Source organism: Mesorhizobium subarcticum (genome assembly GCF_055456085.1).
The window spans coordinates 882,176-900,019 of record NZ_CM144237.1; the positions used below are offsets into that span (position 1 = coordinate 882,176).

Consider the following 17,844-nt stretch of genomic DNA (forward strand, 5'->3'; position numbering starts at 1 on the left):
CAGGACCATGAAAGCGGTGCGACTGGAAGCCGTGGGCAGCATTGCGCTGCGCGAAGTCGACAAACCCATCCCCGGTCCTGACGAGCTTCTGGTGCGGGTCGAAGCCTGCGGCGTCTGCGGCACCGACCGGCACCTTTTCCACGGAGAATTCCCCTGCAAGCCGCCGGTGACGCCCGGACATGAATTCTCGGGCATCATCGAGGCGGTCGGCGACGCCGTCTCGGGCTTTGCCGTCGGCGACCGCGTCACCGGCGATCCCAACATCGCCTGCGGGCGATGCCCGCATTGCCATGCCGGCCGGGTCAATCTCTGCCGCAATCTCAACGCGATCGGCATCCATCGCGACGGCGGCTTTGCCGACTATGTCGTGCTGCCGCAGAAGCAGGCCTTCATCCTGCCCGCCGACCTGCCGCCAACGCATGGCGCGTTCTGCGAGCCGCTTGGCTGCTGCCTGCATGGCGTGGATCTGGCCGAGATCAAGCCGGGCAGTTCGGTGATCGTGCTTGGCGGCGGCGTCATCGGCCTGCTCACTGTGCAATTGGCGCGGCTGGCCGGGGCCACGACGATTGTCCTGTCGACCAGACAGGCTTCGCGGCGCGCGCTTGCCGAGGAGCTCGGCGCGACAGTGACGGTCGATCCCACCGCCGCCGATGTCATTGAGGCCATCGCCGGGCCGGCGGGCCTGTTGCCGGGCGGCGCCGACGTGGTGTTCGAATGCGCTGGTGTGCGCGAGACCGTCGAGCAGTCGATGCGGCTGGCAAGGGCAGGCGGCACCGTCGTCATCGTCGGCGTCACGCCGCAAGGCATGAAGGCAGAATTCGAGCCTTTCGACCTGTTGTTTCGGGAATTGAAGGTGCTGGGCTCCTTCCTCAATCCCTACACGCATCGCCGCGGCGCCGAGCTGATCGCGTCCGGCGCGATCGAGATCGACCGGCTTATCTCGAGGCAGGTGCCGCTCGAAGAGGCGGCAATGGTGATCGCCAACCCGCCGGCGCCGGGCGAGGTCAAGGTGCTGGTGGTGCCAGGCCGGGGTTGAGGACGGCAGTTCCCTTCTCCCCGTCACTATACGGGGAGAAGGTGCCGGCAGGCGGATGAGGGGCGGCGCAGACTTCGGTTAATAGCCCGCGCGCACCCTCTTCAACCAGTTCTACAGTTTGCCCTGGCGCTGTTGAACCATCATGAAGGTGTCGTAATTGTACTCGGCCACCTGCGCCCAGAGATAGTGCTCCTTGCGGAAGCCCTTGATCGATTCCCAGATCTTCTTGAAGGGTGCGTTGGTGGCCTCCATTTCGGCATAGACCTCGTTGGCTTTTTCGAAGCAAGCGGCCATGACGTCCTGGCTGAACGGGCGCAGCTTCGCGCCGCCGGCCACCAGCCGCTTCACCGCCGGCGGATTCACGTAGTCGTATTTCTGCAGCATGTCGGCATCGGCGGCTTGCGCCGCGGTGCGCAGAAGCGACTTGTAAGCCGGCGAAAGCTCTTCATATTTCGCCTTGTTGAACATCAGGTGGACAGTCGGGCCGCCTTCCCACCAGCCGGGATAGTAGTAATAGGGCGCGACCTTGTAGAAGCCGAGCTTTTCGTCGTCATAGGGGCCGACCCATTCGGCGGCGTCGATGGTGCCCTTTTCCAGCGCCGGATAGATGTCGCCGCCGGCGATCTGCTGCGGCACGACGCCGAGCTTCTGCACCACCTTGCCGGCAAAGCCGCCGATGCGCATCTTGAGGCCGGATAGGTCGGCAACGGTATTGATCTCCTTGCGGAACCAGCCGCCCATCTGCACGCCGGTGTTGCCGCCCGGCAGGCCGAACAACCCTTGCGTGGCAAGAAATTCATTGAACAGGTCGATGCCGCCGCCATGGTAGTGCCAGGCATTCATGCCGCGTGCGTTGAGCGAAAAGGGAACCGCGGCACCGAGCGCCCATGTCGGGTCCTTGCCCCAGTAATAATATGCCACCGTGTGGCAGGCTTCGACCGTGCCGGCCGTGGTGGCGTCGGCAGCCTGCAGGCCGGGCACGAGTTCGCCGGCGGCGAAGACCTGAATCTGGAAATTGCCGTCGGTGGCTTCCGACAGCATCTTGGAGAACACTTCGGCGCCGCCATAGATCGTGTCGAGCGACTTCGGGAAGGACGACGCCAGCCGCCACGTCACTTTGGGATTGGACTGGGCAATTGCCGGCGCCGCCAGCGCCGCCGCCGCAGCGGCAGCGCCGACGCCGGTTACGCCGGCCTTGCGAATGAATGAACGACGATCCATGAAGTTCCTCCCTTTTGGATCAACAGACCGATTTTCGGGAAATCCTCGGTCCCGTATCGGTTGGCCGAAACAATACACGGGCAAGAAGTCTAGTCCAGCACAGCCGCCAGATTTGGTGATCAAGCCTTGCGACCCTGCAACTATAGTCTAACGGCGGCGTTCGTGGCCCATGCGACACGTTGAAACTTGGCATGGAAAAATGCGCTGAGATCGCCTATTTTGAAGGCAGGACATCCCTTGCCAGATGGAAAACAGACCCAAAATGCACCAGCCGCTCGTCGCCATATCGACCGACGTCCGTCAGTTCGACAATTACACCTGGCATGCCGCCCCACAGCAATATCTGGAAGCAGCGATTACCGGGGCGGGCGTGTTCCCGCTGCTGGTGCCTTCGTTCGGCGACAGGCTCGACTTCGACGAACTTCTGTCCTCGGTCGATGGCGTCATGGTCACAGGGTCAAAGTCCAATGTGCACCCCTCGCTCTATGGCGGCGATGCCAGCGAAGCCAACGGTCCCTACGATCCGGCGCGTGACGCCACCACGTTGCCGCTGATCCGCCGGGCGATCGAGCGCGGCGTGCCGCTACTTGCCATCTGCCGCGGCATCCAGGAGCTGAACGTCGCGCTGGGCGGCACGCTGGGCACCGAGATCCAGGAGCGCGAGGGTTCGCTCGACCACCGCGCGCCGGTGAGCGACGAGCAGGATGAGCGCTTCGCCATCCACCAGACCATTTCGATCAAGCAAGGCAGTTGCCTGGCCGGCGTGTTCGGCGCCGGCGACATCAAGGTCAATTCCTTGCATCGCCAGGCGATCGACCGGCTGGGTTCGAAGCTCGAGATCGAGGCTGTCGCCTCTGACGGCACGGTGGAAGCGGTTTCGGTCAAGGGGGCCCGCGCCTTCGCCGTCGGCGTCCAGTGGCACCCCGAATATTGGGTCAAATCGGACAGCAACTCGGCCAAGATCTTCCGCGCGTTCGGCGATGCGGTGCGCCTGCACGCGGCGGCGAAGGCTGGCTCGCGAGCCGCTGCGGAATAATCAGTCGCCAGTTTTCAGATCACCGTCGACCGCCAGCGACAGCAATGGCATGGCTGGAGCGTAGGATTCATAGCCATCGCCATCAGCAACCGAGAAGGTGACGATCGGGTCGATGCCATTGGAGCTGAAAGCGACTGTGCCGTCGTTCTGTTCCCGCCAGAATTTTGCCTGCTCGATGCCCGGCAACAGCCGGCGGCAGGTCGGAGACACCGTCAACGAGGACAGGCCATCCGAAATCGAGGCTCCACGTACGACGGCGCAGGCTCCCTCATCACCGTTGGCGACCAGCCTGTAGCTGTTGGACGAAGTTGCATCGGTGGCGACGCTTTCCCCATTGCCTTCATGGAAAATTTGAACGCCGCCAAACAGCGCGCCGGCAGCAATCAATGCGGAAAGCGTTTTCATCACTCTTCATCCACGCACACGAACAGGATGCAGAATGATTCCAAAGGGTTAAGCTGGCGTTAATAAATGTGGCGAACGGCCAGTCAGTCGCGCGCCTTCACATCCGCCGTCTCGGGCACCGGTGTCAGCGGCCGACGCTCGGTGAACCAGGACACCAGATTGTCGACGCAGAGATCCGCCATGGCGCGGCGTGTGTGCTCCGAGGCTGAGCCGACATGCGGCAACAGGGAAGCGTTGGGCACATCGAGCAGCGCCTTGGGCACGTTCGGTTCGTCGGCGAAGACATCGAGCCCGGCGGCGGCGATGGTGCCATCGGCAAGGGCTGCCGCAAGTGCTGCCTCATCGACCGTGCTGCCGCGGCCGATGTTGACGAAGACGCCGTTGGCGCCAAGCGCCGACAGGATTTCGGCATTGACCGCCTTCTGCGTCGAAGCGCCGCCAGGCGCCACCGAAATCAGCGTATCGACCGCTTCGGCCAAGCCCTTCAGCGTTGGATGGTACTGATAGGAAAGACCTTCAACACGACGCCGGTTGTGATAGGCGACGGGCAGGCCGAAGGCTTCCAGCCGCCGGGCAATGGCTTGGCCGATGCGGCCCATGCCGAAAATGCCGACGCGGCGCGCGCGCAAGGTCAGCCGGCTCAGTGGATAGTTGCCCTTCTTCACCCAGCTGCCGTCACGCAGCCAGGTCTCGGCGCGCGGCAGGTCGCGCACCGTATTGATCAGCAGCCCGATCGCGGTGTCGGCAACCTCCTCGGTCAGCACGTCGGGGGTGTTGGTGACCATGATGTTTTTCGCTCGGGCATGGCCGACATCGACCGAGTCATAGCCGACGCCGAAGGATGCGATGAGTTCGAGATTGGGCAACGCATCCATCATCGCCGCGCCGATGCCGGCAAAGCAGGCAATGCCGCGCACCGTGCGGCGCATCTCGTCGGTGACCAGCGCCGGATCGGCACGTTCGATCCTCATTTGTTTGAAGGTGCGGTCGATACGCCGGACGGCATGGTCGCTGAAGTCCGCCGGCACCAGAATGGCAACGGCTTGCAGTTGTTCGGCCTTGGTCATGCACGCTCCACCGGCTTGCCGGTCGACTGGCGCACATGCAGCTCCGGCTTGATCAGTTCCTGCGAGGGCCGCACCGTCTGCCCGTTGAGCTTGTCGAGCAGGGCGCTGGCGGCGCGACGGCCAACTTCGCGCTGGCCGTTCCAGACCGTGGTCAGCGCCGGCGTAGCGATCGCCGCCTCTTCGAGATCGTCATAGCCGGTGACCGAAATGTCGATGCCCGGCACCAGGCCGGCACGCGCAATGCCGTTCATCAGGCCGATGGCGACGAGGTCGTTCCAGCAGCAGGCGGCGGTCGGTTTGTCCTTTAGCGCCAGGAACTGCCCGGCGGCCTCAAATCCCGCCTGCTTGGTGCGCGGGCCGGCGATGCGCCAGGACGGCCTGACTTCGAGCCCGGCCGCCTCCATGGCGTTGACATAGCCCTGGTAGCGGTCGCGGCCGGTCGAGGTCTGGTCGGTGCCGCCGATCATGGCGATGCGCTTGTGGCCAAGCGAGATCAGATGGTTGGTGGCGAGGCCTGTTCCATAGGAGTCGTCGCCGCGAAACACCGGCACATCGGCGCCCTCGACGGTGCGGGCGATCAGCACCGCCGGCAGGCCGTTCTCCTCGGCCATCAATATGTCGGAAGCAGGCGTGCCGATGGCCGGCGACATGATGACGCCGTCGGCGCCGAGCTGCAGCAGTGTGTCGATAAACGTGCGCTGCTTCTCAAGCTGGTCGTAATGGTTGGACAGGATGAAGGTCTGCCGGCTGCGGTCGAGTTCGCTCTCGATCGAGCGCAGGATCTCGGCAAAGAACGGGTTCATGATGTCATGTACGACGACGCCGACAATGCCCGAACGCGACGTGCGCAGGCTGGCGGCGCGGCGGTTGTAGATATAGCCGATGGCGCGAGCATGTTCCTTGATGCGGTCGCGCGTCGAGCCGGCGACCAGCGGGCTGTCGCGCAGCGCCAGTGAGACGGTGGCCGTGGACACGCCGAGCGCATCCGCGATCGTCGAAAGCTTGATTTTTTGTGCCAGCGCCTTGCGCTCCCCGAACGACCTGAGTTCCGACCTAAACTGTTTAAAGGCGGCGTTATGCCACCGATCGGAGGCAAATCAAAGTTTTTTTGCCAGCGCTTCCGCCTCGACATCCGAGGCAGCGCGGCTCTGCAGCCGAAGCCGGTGCTCGCGGTGGACGATATAGAGGCCGCTGGCGACGATGATGGCCGCGCCAACCAGCGTCCAGCGGTCTGGAAACTGCTTGAAGACGATCCAGCCGGAAATGATCATCCACACCATCTGCGAATAGGGATAGGGGGCGAGCGCCGTGGTCGTCGCCAATCGGTAGGCCTGCACCAGCAGCCAATGGCCGACGCCGCCGAACACGCCAAGCATGAGCAGGATGAACCAGTGCCAGCCATCATGCGGCAGTGAGAAGGAAAACGGCAACATAGGCAAAAGCAGCACCGCCGGCGCCAGCGCCGAGAACAGGATCAGGCTTTCCGACGTCTCGGTCGCCGACATGCGGCGCGTCATGATGACATAGAAGCTGTTCGACAGCATCGAGCCGAGCGCGAAGAGATGGCCGATGCCGAAGACGCCGACACCCGGCCTTGTGATGATCAGAACCCCGGCGAAGGCGGCCAGGATGGCAAGCCAGCGCCGCCAGCCGGCCCATTCGCCGAGCAGCGGGCCGGCAAGTGCTGTGATCACCATCGGTCCGAAGAAATAGATCGACGTCGTCTCGGCCAGCTGCAGGGAGCGCAGGGCCAGGATGTTGCACATGGTCGAGCCGAACAGGAACACACCGCGCAGCACATGCGCCGGCAGGTTGACCGGGCGAAACCGCATGGGTTGGCGCCAGCCGCGCAGCAGCGTGCCGACCAGCACGACATGCACGGCAAAGCGCACCCAGGCGACGATCAGCGCCGAAATGCCGGCAAGGACGAGATATTTGCTTGAGGTGTCGAGGAAGGTGAAGAAGACGTAGGTGGTCAGCATGCACAGGATCGCCACCGGCGGCGTCGCGCTTTCGACATATCTTTGGGAAGCATTCACTTGCAGGCCGGGGAAAAGCTGGGCTGAAGCCCCACCTTTGCGGGAATTGTCGCTTGCCGGCAAGCCAAAAGCGCCTGGCACAACAAGACGCGTCGACAGGCTTAGAGAGCCCTCTTCGTGCATAGCCACAAACCCACTCCCCCGCTCGGGTCAGGCCTCAGGGCGGCACATGCCCGGTTCTGTTGTTGATCGACGCCGCAGGCATGCTGCCTTGACGACATCAGGCTTTCCGCCTAGCTCTGATGTCATGAACATCGCAATCGCTTTGATCGTGGTAGGGGAGCGCATGGGCGGGGTGGTGTAACCATCCGGCGAAAGCACCCATGCGCGGTAAGCAGGCTCCTGACGGGGCCTTTTTTTATGCCCGGAATTTGGGCCGCCTCGTCAGACCCTCCCTTAATTCCACCGACAAGGCGAACGAGATCATGGCGAGCGATAATCCCATTCGGAGTCCGGGCACGGACACATCAGGGAAAACGATGGTCTCCGAACCCGCTGCTCCACCCCGACTCATCACCCTTATCCTGCTTTCGGCTCTGGCCGTGTTGCCGGTGAACATGATTTTGCCGTCGCTGCCGAACATTGCCGCAGCCTTCCAGGCCGATTTCGCATTGGTCAATCTGTCGGTTGCCGGCTTTGCGGTCATCACTGCCGTCATAGAGGCCATCGGAGGCGCAATCTCGGACCGATTTGGACGCAGGCCGGTCGTCCTGACATCTCTCTCGATCTTTGTCGCGGCGTCCATCGGCTGTGCACTGGCTCCCAATATCGGCACTTTCCTTCTGTTTCGCGCGATGCAGGCGTGCATCGGCCCCTGCTATTCCGTCGCCCTGGTCATCATCAAGGAGACATCGGACGAGCGCGAAGCCGCCAGCAAATTTGGTTATCTCGCCATGGGGTGGGCGCTTGCCCCCATGGTCGGTCCTCTGTTTGGCGGATCACTGGACGAACTGTTCGGATGGCGGTCAAGCTTCGTTGTCTTCGCGATCCTCGGGGTCGCCGCTTTCGCCTTGTCCATGTGGGAGATCAGAAGGACGCCATTGTCGAGATCGCCTGGGAATTACATCGCCTCCTATCGGCTGCTCATGAGTTCGGCGCGGTTTTGGGCCTACACACTGTGCATGGCCGCCTCGATGGGGGTGCTTTATGTGTTCCTGGGAGGAGCCCCATTGGTCGTCGGTAACGCGCTCGGTGGGTCAAGCGCCAAGCTCGGCCTTTTCATGGGATTGGTCCCTACCGGCTTCATTCTCGGCAGCTATCTGGCTGGGCGTTACGCCTCAAAGGCGTCGCTCGGCGCCACACTTGTTTTCGCGCGCCTTCTGACCTGCGCCGGCCTGTCGGCCGGTCTGGTCCTGTCAAGCTTTGGCATCACGCACGTCCTGGCCTTCTTCGGACCTTGCCTGTTCATCGGCGTAGGCAATGGATTGACCATGCCTGCCGGCAACAGCGGCGCCTTGTCGGTACGACAGGATCTGGTTGGCACCGCCGCAGGACTGGCCGCCGCAATGCGGATCGGTGGCGGAGCACTCGTGGCCTCCATCGCCGGCCTGTTCCTGGCAGGGTCGATCCCAGCGCTGTTCGTCACGATGCTGATATCAGCGGCACTCGCATTGCTGGCGGCACTGTATGCCGCCCTTCTCGATCGGCGGCAGCCTTCCGTCTAGGCGTGCATGCGGGCGCCCTTGGTGATCTTGTCGACGAGCTTCTTGTCAGCGCGCAACGCGATGCCGACCACCTTGGCGTCTTCAGGCGCGAACTCGGCGAAGACGGCGCGGTTGGCGGCGTCGAAGCCGGTGGAAAACATCTCCTCGACATAGAGCGAGGTCGTCACGCCGCGTTCGAGCGCGCGCCGGTGGATCGTGGCGAGCGTCGCCTGGTCGGCCGACAGCACGATGACCGGCTGGATCGACAGGGGATTGTAGAGATTGCCCGTGCGGTCGCGATAGGGTTCGCCGATGATATCGGGAAACTGGGCGACGATGCCACTGGTCAGGAAGGCAGTGACGTTGAGTTTCTGCCAGACCGGCAGATCTTCCCGCAGCACGATTGCAAATTTCGTATCGAACATGAGAAAATGGACCATTCGAGGTTGTGCCCCGATTTTCGAGGCTGAAGGAGACGATGTCGTTCGAATTAGACCGCCAGGCCTTCGAGGGTCTTGGACGTTTGTGCGCGGGTGCAGCTGAAAACTGCATCATCTCCGCTCCCGACCCTGCGGGCATGGAGCGGATCGAAGCGCGGTTCCACGGCAGCGCCTTCGATATGCATCGCCACGACAGCTACGCGATCGGAGTGACGCTGCAAGGTGTGCAGACATTTCGCTATCGCGGTGCGACGCGGCTAAGCTTGCCCGGCCAGATCATCGTGCTGCACCCCGACGAGTTGCATGATGGCGGCGCCGGCACCGAGGACGGGTTGCGCTACCGGATGCTCTATCTTGAACCGTCGCTGATGCTGGACTGCCTTGGCGGCGCAGCCCTGCCCTTCGTCAGGGACGCCGTGGTGCGGGACGACGTCTTCTGCGCAACGCTGCTTTCAGCGCTGGGCCCGCTGCAGCAGGAACTCGACGAACTGTTCGTCGATGATTTCCTGGCGCAACTGATGCTAAGCCTGGCACGCCATGCCGGCCAGCCGGCAAAGCCGATGACCAGGACGGCGTGGCGGGCGGCGAAGCTGGCGCGAGACTATCTGACGGAGAATGCAACGCGCCCCGTGCGTTCCGACGAATTGGAAGCCATTACCGGGCTCGACCGCTATGCCTTGTCGCGGCATTTCCGTGCCGCCTTCTCGACCAGCCCGCATCGTTTCCTGGTGATGCGCCGGCTACAGCGCGCGCGGCGAATGATTGCCGCCGGCGAGCCCCTGGCGCAGATCGCGGTCGAGGCCGGCTTCACCGATCAGAGCCATTTCAACAGGCAATTCAAGAAGGCGTTCGGCATGACGCCGGGACGTTGGTCCTCGCTGATCCGGGAATCAGTCCCGGCAGCGGCCTGATTGTTGCAATCAGTCGTCCGACTCGGCGTCGTCGTCGATCAGCGCCAGTTCCTCATTGGAGAGGTTGGCCTCGATGCGGGCCAGCAGCTTGAACAGCGCCTTCTGGTCCTTCTTGTCGAGGCCTTTGAGCGCCTGCTTTTCGGTCTTCTTCACCGACTTCTCGATGGCGCGGATGGTGTCGCGGCCAGTCTCGGTGAGGAAGATGTGCGCCTGACGCGCATCGGCCTCTGAGGCGCGCTTTTCCAGAAAACCCTGCGCCTGCAGCCGGTTGATGGTCTTGGTGATGGTCGGCGGGCGCACGCCGAGGCGACCGGCAAGATTGCCAGGCGTCTGGCCGTCCTCACGGTCGAGCGCCAGCATGATCTGGTCCTGGCCGGCATAGAAGCCGTGCGCCAGAAGCCGGGCCGCCAGCGCGGTTCTTGCCAGCCTTGCCGCCGAATGCAGCCGGCTCATTGTTGCAGTCTTGTCCGCCTTGGCCATGGTCATCCCTCTTCGGCCGTACCGGTGCATGCAGCATAGACGCAGTCGGCCGGTTGGCAATCGACGATCAAAAGATTCCGGCGCTCCAAACAGCTTTGCCGGCAAGCATTGCGGTGTCCGCCGTGGTGATGCCAGATGTTTATTTCAGTTAGATGACAAACGAGTTTCCGCCAAGGCAATTGCAGCGGTTCGGCGAGCCGGGGTTCCGCTCAGATTGACGAGAAGCGTTTCCGGCGACGAAGCTGCAGCGCAGGCGTCGCCTTATGCACTGCCGGCGCGAACGATGTTCTGGCTTTCCACATCTGGGTCAAACGCACAGGCGGTTTGCCTCGTGCAAAAGGCCGGCACACATCCTATATCAGGCCAACAATCCCTTCTCGCGGCCCTGTATTTTCTAGGGCCCAGTCATTTCGAGGCAAGCCATGAGCGACGCACAGACGCAAATTCCCGTAACCGTTCTCACCGGCTATCTCGGCGCCGGCAAGACGACGCTGCTCAACCGCATCCTGTCGGAAAACCACGGCAAGCGTTACGCGGTCATCGTCAACGAGTTCGGCGAGATCGGCATCGACAACGACCTGATCGTGGAATCCGACGAGGAAATCTACGAGATGAACAATGGCTGCGTCTGCTGCACGGTTCGCGGCGACCTGATCCGCGTCGTCGAGGGCCTGATGCGCCGGCCCGGCCGCTTTGACGCGATCGTGGTCGAGACCACCGGTCTGGCCGATCCGGTGCCGGTGGCGCAGACCTTCTTCATGGACGACGACGTGCGCTCCAAGACCAGGCTCGATGCGGTGGTCGCTCTGGTCGACGCCAAACATCTGCCGCTCAGGCTCAAGGATTCCAAGGAAGCCGAGGACCAGATCGCCTTCGCCGACGTCGTCGTGCTCAACAAGACCGATCTCGTCACCCCCGAAGAGCTGGCCAAGGTCGAGGCGACGATCCGCGCCATCAACCCGGCGGCCAGGATCCACCGCACCACGCGCGCCGGCGTCGCCCTGTCCGAAGTGCTCGACCGCGGCGCCTTCGACCTGTCGCGGGCGCTGGAAAACGACCCGCATTTCCTCGAGGCGCATGACGACCACCATCATGATCATGATCATCACGACCATGATGGCCACGATCACCACCATGATCATGACGGGCATGATCATCACCATCATGCGCATCCCTCTGACATTCATGACGTGACGGTGCAGTCGGTATCGCTGCGCGGCGGCGAGATGGATTCGAAGAAGTTCTTCCCGTGGATTGAGAAGATCACCCAGATGGAGGGTCCGAACATCCTGCGGCTGAAGGGCATCATCGCGCTCAAGGGCGATGACGAGCGCTATGTCATCCAGGGCGTGCACATGATCATCGAGGGTGACCACCAGCGTGCCTGGAAGGACGGCGAGAAGCACGAGAGCCGGCTGGTGTTCATCGGCCGCGAGCTGGATGCCGAGCGGCTGAAGAAGAGTTTCGACGCCTGCCAGGCGGCTTGACCGCAATCGATGCCGCGTCTGCTCGATCTAGCCGATGATTTTCTGATCATCGGCGACGTCATCCGACTTTCCGACAATTATGATCTCGGGCCGGCCTCCGGCCCGGTCGATCTTCTGATCTTCGATCCCCGCGACGAGGAGGCCGGGCTCGGTCTGATGGTGACATCTGGCTATAGGGCGGGTCTGGTTTTCGCGGTGCTGCCTAGGGAAAGCCGGTTCGAGAAAAAACCTGGCCTTTCGAAAGCCTGGCTGATCGAAAACTGGGACAAATGGTTCGTCTTCACCTATCAAGGCGGCCCGGTTCCGATCGAGGGAACCGTCATCCTGCGCTGGAACGAACGAATGACTGTTGAGACCCGCCATGCCGACCGTCGCCCCGCTTGATCTTGAAGGCCATTGCGTCGCCGCCGTCTTCCTCGGCGACGTGCCGCATTTCGCTCTGGCTGATGGCGCCATACATCGGCTCGACAATGGCCAGAAGACGGTTCAGGCCAATGACGGACTGCTCGCTGCCTTCCACGATGTGGCGAACGACCGGCTGATCACCGGCGGCGAGGACGGCAAGGTGTTTGCCGTCAAGGCAGGCGGCGAAGTCACCGATCTGGCGACAGCCGGCAAGAAGTGGATCACCAGCGTCGCGGCCGGGCCGCAAGGCGCCATCGCCTATGCCACGGGAAAAGCCGCATTCGTCCGCTTCGCCGATGGCAAGGTCAGGGAATTCGTCCATCCGCGTTCGGTCGAGGGGCTGGCGTTCTCGCCCAAGGGAATGCGTTTCGGTGTTGCCCGCTACAATGGCGCGACGCTGCATTTCCCGGCCGCCGAGGGCAAGCCGGTGGAGCTCGAATGGGCCGGCGCCCATACCGGCATCACCTTCTCACCCGACGGCGCCTTTCTGGTCACCACCATGCAGGAGAATGCCTTGCATGGCTGGAAGCTCGCCGACGGCAAGCACATGCGCATGACCGGCTATCCCGGCAAGGTCAAAAGCCTGTCGTGGAGCGTCAAGGGCAAATGGCTGGCCAGTTCCGGCGCGCCAGCAGCGATCGTCTGGCCGTTTTCGGGCAAGGACGGGCCGATGGGCAAAGCACCGCTGGAGCTTGGCACGCGCGGCAACACGATGGTGACCTGTGTCGCCTGCCACCCAAGCCAGGATGTCGTGGCCATAGGCTATGACGACGGCATGGTGATTGCCGCGCGCTTCGCTGACGCCAAGGAAGTGCTGCTGCGCCGGCAGGGCAAGGGCGCCATCACATCGATGATGTGGGACAAGGAAGAACGCCTCATCGCCTTCGGCAGTGCCGCCGGCGACTGCGGCGTCATCGACATCACGGCCTAGGTTTGCCCACCAATCACTCGGCGCCGCAGGAGACCTTGCCAGTCAGATCGGCGGTCTTGCCGTCACCGTCCTTGTCAGCCGTGCTGTCATAGACGGCAAGCTTGTAGTCTCCGTCATAGACGCCTTCATCGCTGGCCTTGGTCAGGATCGTCAGCTCGACCGAGCTGAACCTCTTGGCCACCTCCTGTTCGTGATAGACGTTCAAGCGCAATTCCTTGGCGTCGAGCCAATACTGGGTGAGGTTGGAATTCTCGAATGTCGTCTTTCGCAGTTGATCGTCGACCGGCCTCGCCTTGATTTCGACGTCGCCGCGAAAGTTGAAGGTCGGGCTGCCAAGGCCAGTGGTGACGCCCGCATCGACCTGGAATTTCACCGCCGCATCGTCGACGGAGCACCAGATACCGCCGGTGGCAAACGCAGTGCCTGCCGACAGAAACAGCATCGTCACGCAGATGATCGTCCGCATATTCCCCCGCGTCGTCATTGCCGACCGCATTGGCACTGACTTCGTCAGCATGGTCAAGCGCCGCTGCTGGCGGCTGAGCCAATGCAGGACAGACGCGCGGCCAATTGCGGTCGCGGGGGTTGATTGGCTAAGAGGAACCTATCAGAGGGGTTTCCATGCACAGCAGCGACAGTTCAGAGACCATCGGCGGCATCAGCCGTGGCCGCATCGCCCAATTGCGCGAGACCGAGGGAACGGCCTTCCGTGCGGCACGGCCGAAATCCCAGGCCAAGGTCGGCAACGGCCTGCCCGGTTTCTTCGGCGGCGTGCCGATGCACTGGATGAACGACTGGCCGACACCGTTTCCGATCCTTGTCGACAGCGCCAGGGGTGCCGCGATCACCGACATCGACGGCAACAGGCTCGACGATTTCTGCCTTGGCGACACCGGCTCGATGTTCGGCCATTCGCCGCCGCCGGTGGCGCGCGCCATCCGCCGCCAGGCCGGTCGCGGCCTGACCTATATGCTGCCCTCGGAAGACGCGCTCGCCATCGGGCCACTGCTGCAGCAGCGCTTCGGCCTGCCGTTCTGGCAGATCGCGACGACGGCGACCGACGCCAACCGTTTTGCGCTTCGTGTAGCCCGGGCCATCACCGGGCGGGAAAAGATCCTAGTCTTCAACGGCTGCTACCATGGCTCAGTCGACGAGACGATGGTGCGTCTGATCGATGGCAAGCCCGCCAACCGGCCTGGGCTGGCAGGCGAATTCCGCGACCTGACCCGCACGGCCAAGGTCATCGAATTCAACGACATTCCGGCACTTGAAGCAGCCCTGAAGGACAGGGATGTAGCCTGTGTCATCGCCGAGCCGGTGCTGACCAATTCCTGCATGGTGCTGGCTGACCCTGGTTTCCATGACGCGCTGCGCAAACTGACGCGCGAGGCCGGCACGCTGCTGCTGATCGACGAGACGCACACGATCTCGACCGGTCCCGGCGGTTACACCAGGAAATACGGGCTGGAGCCGGACCTCTTCGTGCTGGGCAAGCCGATCGCCGGCGGCGTGCCGGCAAGCGTGTGGGGCATGAGCGATGAGGTCGCCTCGCGCTACGCCGACTACAACAGGACCAAGGAGCCTGGCTATTCCGGCATGGGCACGACGCTGTCAGCCAACCCGCTGCAGTTCGCCACCATGCGCGCCACACTCGAAGAAGTGATGACCGAGGAAAATTATGACCGCATGGACCATCTGGCGCGGCGGCTCGATGCCGGGCTGACCGGCGTGATCGACCGCTACCGCCTGCCCTGGCATGTCGCCCGTGTCGGCGCGCGCGTCGAGTTCATCTGCGCTCCGGGACCGCTGCGCAACGGCGCCGAGGCTGAGACCGCGCATGCGCCCGAACTGGAGGCCGCAATCCACGTCGCGCTGGTCAACCGTGGCGTGCTGATCGCGCCTTTCCACAACATGATGCTGATCTCGCCGGCAACCACGGGCGCCCAGGTCAACCGGCTGATCAGCGCCTTCGGCGCGGTTGCGGCAAAGCTTGCGGCGTGAGACAAGCGGCCATGGACAATCCCAATGCCAGCGTGACCTCACCTTCGGGGTCTTCGCCGACCGAGGCGCAAGCCTTTCTCGACGCCCATCCCGAGATCGAGGCCTTCGATATCGTGCTGACCGACGCCAATGGTGTCGGCCGCGGCAAGATTGTGCGCCGGCACGAGCTGAAAAGCATTTTCGACGGCGGCCGGCACATGCCGATCTCGATCCTCGGCCTCGACATCACCGGCGAGGATGTGCACGAAACCGGGCTGATCTGGACAACCGGCGACGGCGATCTCAGGGCGTGGCCGATCCCCGGGACGCTGGTGCCGCTTTACGGCACCAACCCGCCGCGCGGCCAGGTGCTGATGGCGATGTATCACCTTGACGGCCAGCCAATGTCGTCGGATCCGCGCCTGGCGCTGGCCCGGCAGGTCGACATATTGGCGGCCAAGGGGCTTTACCCGGCCGGCGCCTTCGAGCTCGAATTCTTTCTCCTGGCCAATGAACGCGATGCCGATGGCAAGGTGCAGCCGGCGCGCGCGGTGCTCGATGGCCGTGTCTCGGGCAAGACCGAGGTCTATTCCGTCGACCATCTGCACGGCATGGAGCCGCTGTTTTCCGACATCTATGCGGCGGCCAAGGCGCAAGGCATTCCAGCCGAGACGGTCATTTCGGAATATGCGCCTGGCCAGTACGAACTGACGCTGAACTACCGCAAGGACGTGATGCGGGCGGCCGACGATCTCGTCATGCTGAAGCGGCTGGTGCGGGCACAGGCACGCCGCCATGGCGTGACCGCCTGTTTCATGGCCAAGCCGATCGAGAAATATGCCGGCTCGGGGATGCATTTCCACGTCTCGCTGCAGGACAAATCAGGCAGAAACGTGTTTGCCGAAGCGGGCGGCGAGAGCTGGTCCCTACCCCTATTGCAGGGTCTCGGCGGGCTGATCCAGACGATGGCGGAATCGATGCTGGTGTTTGCCCCGCACGCCAATTCCTGGCGGCGCTTCGTCTCGCAATCCTATGCACCGGTGGCACCGACCTGGGGCGTCAACAACCGCTCGGTGGCGCTGCGCGTGCCGGCGGGCGACGCGAAGAACCGGCGCATCGAGCACCGGCCGTCCGGCGTCGACGCCAACCCCTATCTGATTGCGGCGACGGTGCTCGCCGGCATCATCAAGGGTCTCGACGAAGGCCTTGATCCTGGCCCTGAAACCACCGGCAATGGCTATGAAGCGGCCGTCACCCGCACGACAATGCCAGCCGATTGGCGTGGTGCCATCGAGGCTGCAAGAGCATCCAGCTTTCTGAAAGGCGCGCTTGGCGAGGACCTGCACCGCACCTTCGTGGCGATCAAACAGTCCGAATATCTGCGCGTAGCGCGCACGGTCAGCGAACTGGATTATCACCTCTACCTGCACGAGGTGTGATGACCTGATATCGGGCGGCGATCACTTTTTCGCCGCCTGCATCAAATGAGGTAGCGCGCTGCCTCTCTAGAACATATCATGAACGGATGAGCGCACCCACCGTCCGTGAAAAGCTGGCGATCCTGTCCGATGCCGCCAAATACGACGCGTCGTGCGCCTCGTCGGGTGCCGCGAAAAAGGATTCGCTGAAATCCGGCGGCATCGGTTCGACCGAGGGGATGGGCATCTGCCATTCCTACGCGCCGGACGGGCGCTGCATTTCGCTTCTGAAAATCCTGCTCACCAATTTCTGCATCTATGATTGCAGCTATTGCATCAACCGCTCGTCCTCGAATGTGAAGCGTGCCCGCTTCAGCATCGACGAAGTGGTGAAACTGACCATGGATTTCTACCGCCGAAACTATATCGAGGGCCTGTTCCTGTCCTCGGGCGTCATCCGCTCGCCTGACGAGACCATGGGCGAGATGGTCGAGGTGGCGCGACGGTTGCGGCTGGAGGAGAAATTCTCCGGCTATATCCATCTGAAGACCATCCCGGAAAGCTCGGCGGAACTGGTCGAACAGGCCGGCCTTTATGCCGATCGGCTGTCGATCAATGTCGAGCTGCCCACCGATGAAGGCGTGAAGCGGCTGGCGCCGGAGAAGAAGCCGGAAACGATCCGGCTTTCCATGGCGAAGTTGCGCCAGAAGATGGAGGAAAAGGCCGAGCGGACGCTCAGGACCAAAAAACGCGAACGCTTCGCGCCCGGCGGCCAGTCGACGCAGATGATCGTCGGCGCCGACAAGACATCCGACGACGGCATATTGCACACCAGCGCCCGGCTTTATGGCAGCTACCACCTGCGGCGCGTCTATTATTCGGCCTTCAGCCCGATCCCCGATTCGTCATCGTCCCTGCCCCTGCAGAAGCCGCCGTTGATGCGCGAACACCGGCTTTACCAGGCCGACTGGCTGATGCGGTTCTACGGATTTTCGCAGCCGGAAATCCTGGCCGGCAGCAGCGACGGCATGCTCGACCTTGCCATCGACCCCAAGCTCGCCTGGGCGCTGCGCAACAGGGGACAATTTCCCGTCGACATCAACCGCGCCGACCGTGAATCCCTGCTGCGCGTGCCCGGTCTCGGCACCAAGGTGGTGGCGAAAATCCTGGAGACCCGCCGCCATAGGCGGATGCGGCTGGAAGATGTCGGTCGGATTTGCCAGTCGATCGCCAAGCTCAGGCCATTCATCATCGCCGAAGGCTGGTCGCCGGGAACGCTCACCGACAAGCAGGGCTTGCGCGACAAGATCGTGCGCTCCTGCGAGCAACTGTCGCTGTTTTGACC

General features: G+C 63.0%; 18 protein-coding genes. 10 read left to right on the plus strand and 8 right to left on the minus strand.

Annotation, left to right across the window (positions count from 1 at the left end; genetic code table 11):
• The first annotated feature begins 7 nt into the window (after positions 1 to 7).
• Positions 8 to 1,036 carry a zinc-dependent alcohol dehydrogenase family protein gene (locus ACZYHG_RS04045; protein WP_464612649.1) on the plus strand — a complete coding sequence of 343 codons (1,029 nt, stop codon included), beginning with the start codon at positions 8 to 10 and terminating at the stop codon, positions 1,034 to 1,036.
• A gap of 111 nt (positions 1,037 to 1,147) precedes the next feature.
• Here the strand turns inward: ACZYHG_RS04045 and ACZYHG_RS04050 are convergent, their stop codons facing one another.
• On the minus strand, positions 1,148 to 2,257 hold the full coding sequence (locus tag ACZYHG_RS04050; protein WP_464612650.1) for a TRAP transporter substrate-binding protein: 1,110 nt from the start codon (positions 2,255 to 2,257) through the stop codon (positions 1,148 to 1,150).
• 262 nt (positions 2,258 to 2,519) lie between these two features.
• Between ACZYHG_RS04050 and ACZYHG_RS04055 the strand changes: the two genes are divergently transcribed.
• A complete protein-coding gene (locus tag ACZYHG_RS04055; protein WP_464614615.1) occupies positions 2,520 to 3,293 on the plus strand; it encodes a gamma-glutamyl-gamma-aminobutyrate hydrolase family protein in 774 nt (257 codons plus the stop codon).
• Here ACZYHG_RS04055 and ACZYHG_RS04060 read toward each other — a convergent pair whose 3' ends face one another.
• The 4 genes from ACZYHG_RS04060 to ACZYHG_RS04075 all read right to left on the minus strand — a co-directional run bounded on the left by ACZYHG_RS04060 (position 3,294) and on the right by ACZYHG_RS04075 (position 6,747).
• Positions 3,294 to 3,698, minus strand: a complete 405-nt coding sequence (locus ACZYHG_RS04060; RefSeq protein WP_464612651.1) for a hypothetical protein — start codon at positions 3,696 to 3,698, stop codon at positions 3,294 to 3,296. It abuts the gene before it with no gap.
• A gap of 83 nt (positions 3,699 to 3,781) precedes the next feature.
• On the minus strand, positions 3,782 to 4,765 hold the full coding sequence (locus tag ACZYHG_RS04065; RefSeq protein ID WP_464612652.1) for a 2-hydroxyacid dehydrogenase: 984 nt from the start codon (positions 4,763 to 4,765) through the stop codon (positions 3,782 to 3,784).
• Positions 4,762 to 5,784 carry a LacI family DNA-binding transcriptional regulator gene (locus ACZYHG_RS04070; protein ID WP_081850252.1) on the minus strand — a complete coding sequence of 341 codons (1,023 nt, stop codon included), beginning with the start codon at positions 5,782 to 5,784 and terminating at the stop codon, positions 4,762 to 4,764. Before ACZYHG_RS04070 ends, ACZYHG_RS04065 begins: the two co-directional genes overlap by 4 nt.
• Positions 5,785 to 5,862: 78 nt before the next feature.
• Positions 5,863 to 6,747 (minus strand): DMT family transporter, encoded by an 885-nt coding sequence (locus ACZYHG_RS04075; RefSeq protein ID WP_032926636.1) that lies wholly within the window; start codon positions 6,745 to 6,747, stop codon positions 5,863 to 5,865.
• A 536-nt stretch (positions 6,748 to 7,283) separates the two neighbouring features.
• On the opposite strand from ACZYHG_RS04075, the gene ACZYHG_RS04080 reads away from it, so the two are divergent.
• Positions 7,284 to 8,468: an MFS transporter gene (locus ACZYHG_RS04080; protein ID WP_464612653.1), complete on the plus strand. Its 1,185-nt coding sequence runs from the start codon at positions 7,284 to 7,286 to the stop codon at positions 8,466 to 8,468.
• Here ACZYHG_RS04080 and ACZYHG_RS04085 read toward each other — a convergent pair.
• A complete protein-coding gene (locus ACZYHG_RS04085) occupies positions 8,465 to 8,872 on the minus strand; it encodes a DUF2000 family protein (protein ID WP_464614616.1) in 408 nt (135 codons plus the stop codon). The genes ACZYHG_RS04080 and ACZYHG_RS04085 overlap by 4 nt on opposite strands.
• A gap of 53 nt (positions 8,873 to 8,925) precedes the next feature.
• Here ACZYHG_RS04085 and ACZYHG_RS04090 point away from each other — a divergent pair, with 53 nt between their 5' ends.
• Positions 8,926 to 9,798 (plus strand): AraC family transcriptional regulator, encoded by an 873-nt coding sequence (locus ACZYHG_RS04090; RefSeq protein WP_464612654.1) that lies wholly within the window; start codon positions 8,926 to 8,928, stop codon positions 9,796 to 9,798.
• Between the two features lie 9 nt (positions 9,799 to 9,807).
• Here ACZYHG_RS04090 and ACZYHG_RS04095 read toward each other — a convergent pair whose 3' ends face one another.
• On the minus strand, positions 9,808 to 10,278 hold the full coding sequence (locus tag ACZYHG_RS04095; protein ID WP_464612655.1) for a MarR family winged helix-turn-helix transcriptional regulator: 471 nt from the start codon (positions 10,276 to 10,278) through the stop codon (positions 9,808 to 9,810).
• A 422-nt stretch (positions 10,279 to 10,700) separates the two neighbouring features.
• Between ACZYHG_RS04095 and ACZYHG_RS04100 the strand changes: the two genes are divergently transcribed.
• The 3 genes from ACZYHG_RS04100 to ACZYHG_RS04110 are packed head-to-tail and all read left to right on the plus strand — an operon-like array spanning position 10,701 to position 13,101.
• Positions 10,701 to 11,765 carry a CobW family GTP-binding protein gene (locus tag ACZYHG_RS04100; protein ID WP_464612656.1) on the plus strand — a complete coding sequence of 355 codons (1,065 nt, stop codon included), beginning with the start codon at positions 10,701 to 10,703 and terminating at the stop codon, positions 11,763 to 11,765.
• Positions 11,766 to 11,774: 9 nt separating this feature from the next.
• On the plus strand, positions 11,775 to 12,149 hold the full coding sequence (imm45, locus tag ACZYHG_RS04105; RefSeq protein WP_464612657.1) for an Imm45 family immunity protein: 375 nt from the start codon (positions 11,775 to 11,777) through the stop codon (positions 12,147 to 12,149).
• Positions 12,127 to 13,101, plus strand: a complete 975-nt coding sequence (locus tag ACZYHG_RS04110; protein ID WP_464612658.1) for a WD40 repeat domain-containing protein — start codon at positions 12,127 to 12,129, stop codon at positions 13,099 to 13,101. The genes imm45 and ACZYHG_RS04110 overlap by 23 nt, the downstream gene beginning before the upstream one ends.
• Before the next feature lie 13 nt (positions 13,102 to 13,114).
• Here ACZYHG_RS04110 and ACZYHG_RS04115 read toward each other — a convergent pair whose 3' ends face one another.
• Positions 13,115 to 13,567 (minus strand): hypothetical protein, encoded by a 453-nt coding sequence (locus tag ACZYHG_RS04115; protein WP_464614617.1) that lies wholly within the window; start codon positions 13,565 to 13,567, stop codon positions 13,115 to 13,117.
• 155 nt (positions 13,568 to 13,722) lie between these two features.
• Here ACZYHG_RS04115 and ACZYHG_RS04120 point away from each other — a divergent pair, with 155 nt between their 5' ends.
• The 3 genes from ACZYHG_RS04120 (at position 13,723) to ACZYHG_RS04130 (ending at position 17,842) form a co-directional block, all read left to right on the plus strand.
• Complete coding sequence (locus tag ACZYHG_RS04120) at positions 13,723 to 15,102, plus strand: aspartate aminotransferase family protein (RefSeq protein ID WP_464612659.1); 1,380 nt, start codon at positions 13,723 to 13,725, stop codon at positions 15,100 to 15,102.
• Positions 15,103 to 15,113: 11 nt separating this feature from the next.
• Positions 15,114 to 16,520 (plus strand): glutamine synthetase family protein, encoded by a 1,407-nt coding sequence (locus ACZYHG_RS04125; protein WP_464612660.1) that lies wholly within the window; start codon positions 15,114 to 15,116, stop codon positions 16,518 to 16,520.
• A gap of 86 nt (positions 16,521 to 16,606) precedes the next feature.
• Positions 16,607 to 17,842, plus strand: a complete 1,236-nt coding sequence (locus ACZYHG_RS04130) for a putative DNA modification/repair radical SAM protein (protein WP_464612661.1) — start codon at positions 16,607 to 16,609, stop codon at positions 17,840 to 17,842.
• The last annotated feature ends 2 nt before the right edge of the window (positions 17,843 to 17,844 follow it).

Excerpts from the sequence above, each read along its gene's own strand:
- ACZYHG_RS04045 (WP_464612649.1), top strand. The coding sequence starts at position 8 with ATGAAAGCGGTGCGACTGGAAGCCGTGGGCAGCATTGCGCTGCGCGAA.
- ACZYHG_RS04050 (WP_464612650.1), bottom strand. The coding sequence starts at position 2,257 with ATGGATCGTCGTTCATTCATTCGCAAGGCCGGCGTAACCGGCGTCGGC.
- ACZYHG_RS04055 (WP_464614615.1), top strand. The coding sequence starts at position 2,520 with ATGCACCAGCCGCTCGTCGCCATATCGACCGACGTCCGTCAGTTCGAC.
- ACZYHG_RS04060 (WP_464612651.1), bottom strand. The coding sequence starts at position 3,698 with ATGAAAACGCTTTCCGCATTGATTGCTGCCGGCGCGCTGTTTGGCGGC.
- ACZYHG_RS04065 (WP_464612652.1), bottom strand. The coding sequence starts at position 4,765 with ATGACCAAGGCCGAACAACTGCAAGCCGTTGCCATTCTGGTGCCGGCG.
- ACZYHG_RS04075 (WP_032926636.1), bottom strand. The coding sequence starts at position 6,747 with ATGCTGACCACCTACGTCTTCTTCACCTTCCTCGACACCTCAAGCAAA.
- ACZYHG_RS04080 (WP_464612653.1), top strand. The coding sequence starts at position 7,284 with ATGGTCTCCGAACCCGCTGCTCCACCCCGACTCATCACCCTTATCCTG.
- ACZYHG_RS04085 (WP_464614616.1), bottom strand. The coding sequence starts at position 8,872 with ATGTTCGATACGAAATTTGCAATCGTGCTGCGGGAAGATCTGCCGGTC.
- ACZYHG_RS04090 (WP_464612654.1), top strand. The coding sequence starts at position 8,926 with ATGTCGTTCGAATTAGACCGCCAGGCCTTCGAGGGTCTTGGACGTTTG.
- ACZYHG_RS04095 (WP_464612655.1), bottom strand. The coding sequence starts at position 10,278 with ATGGCCAAGGCGGACAAGACTGCAACAATGAGCCGGCTGCATTCGGCG.
- ACZYHG_RS04100 (WP_464612656.1), top strand. The coding sequence starts at position 10,701 with ATGAGCGACGCACAGACGCAAATTCCCGTAACCGTTCTCACCGGCTAT.
- imm45 (WP_464612657.1), top strand. The coding sequence starts at position 11,775 with ATGCCGCGTCTGCTCGATCTAGCCGATGATTTTCTGATCATCGGCGAC.
- ACZYHG_RS04110 (WP_464612658.1), top strand. The coding sequence starts at position 12,127 with ATGCCGACCGTCGCCCCGCTTGATCTTGAAGGCCATTGCGTCGCCGCC.
- ACZYHG_RS04115 (WP_464614617.1), bottom strand. The coding sequence starts at position 13,567 with ATGCGGACGATCATCTGCGTGACGATGCTGTTTCTGTCGGCAGGCACT.
- ACZYHG_RS04120 (WP_464612659.1), top strand. The coding sequence starts at position 13,723 with ATGCACAGCAGCGACAGTTCAGAGACCATCGGCGGCATCAGCCGTGGC.
- ACZYHG_RS04125 (WP_464612660.1), top strand. The coding sequence starts at position 15,114 with ATGGACAATCCCAATGCCAGCGTGACCTCACCTTCGGGGTCTTCGCCG.
- ACZYHG_RS04130 (WP_464612661.1), top strand. The coding sequence starts at position 16,607 with ATGAGCGCACCCACCGTCCGTGAAAAGCTGGCGATCCTGTCCGATGCC.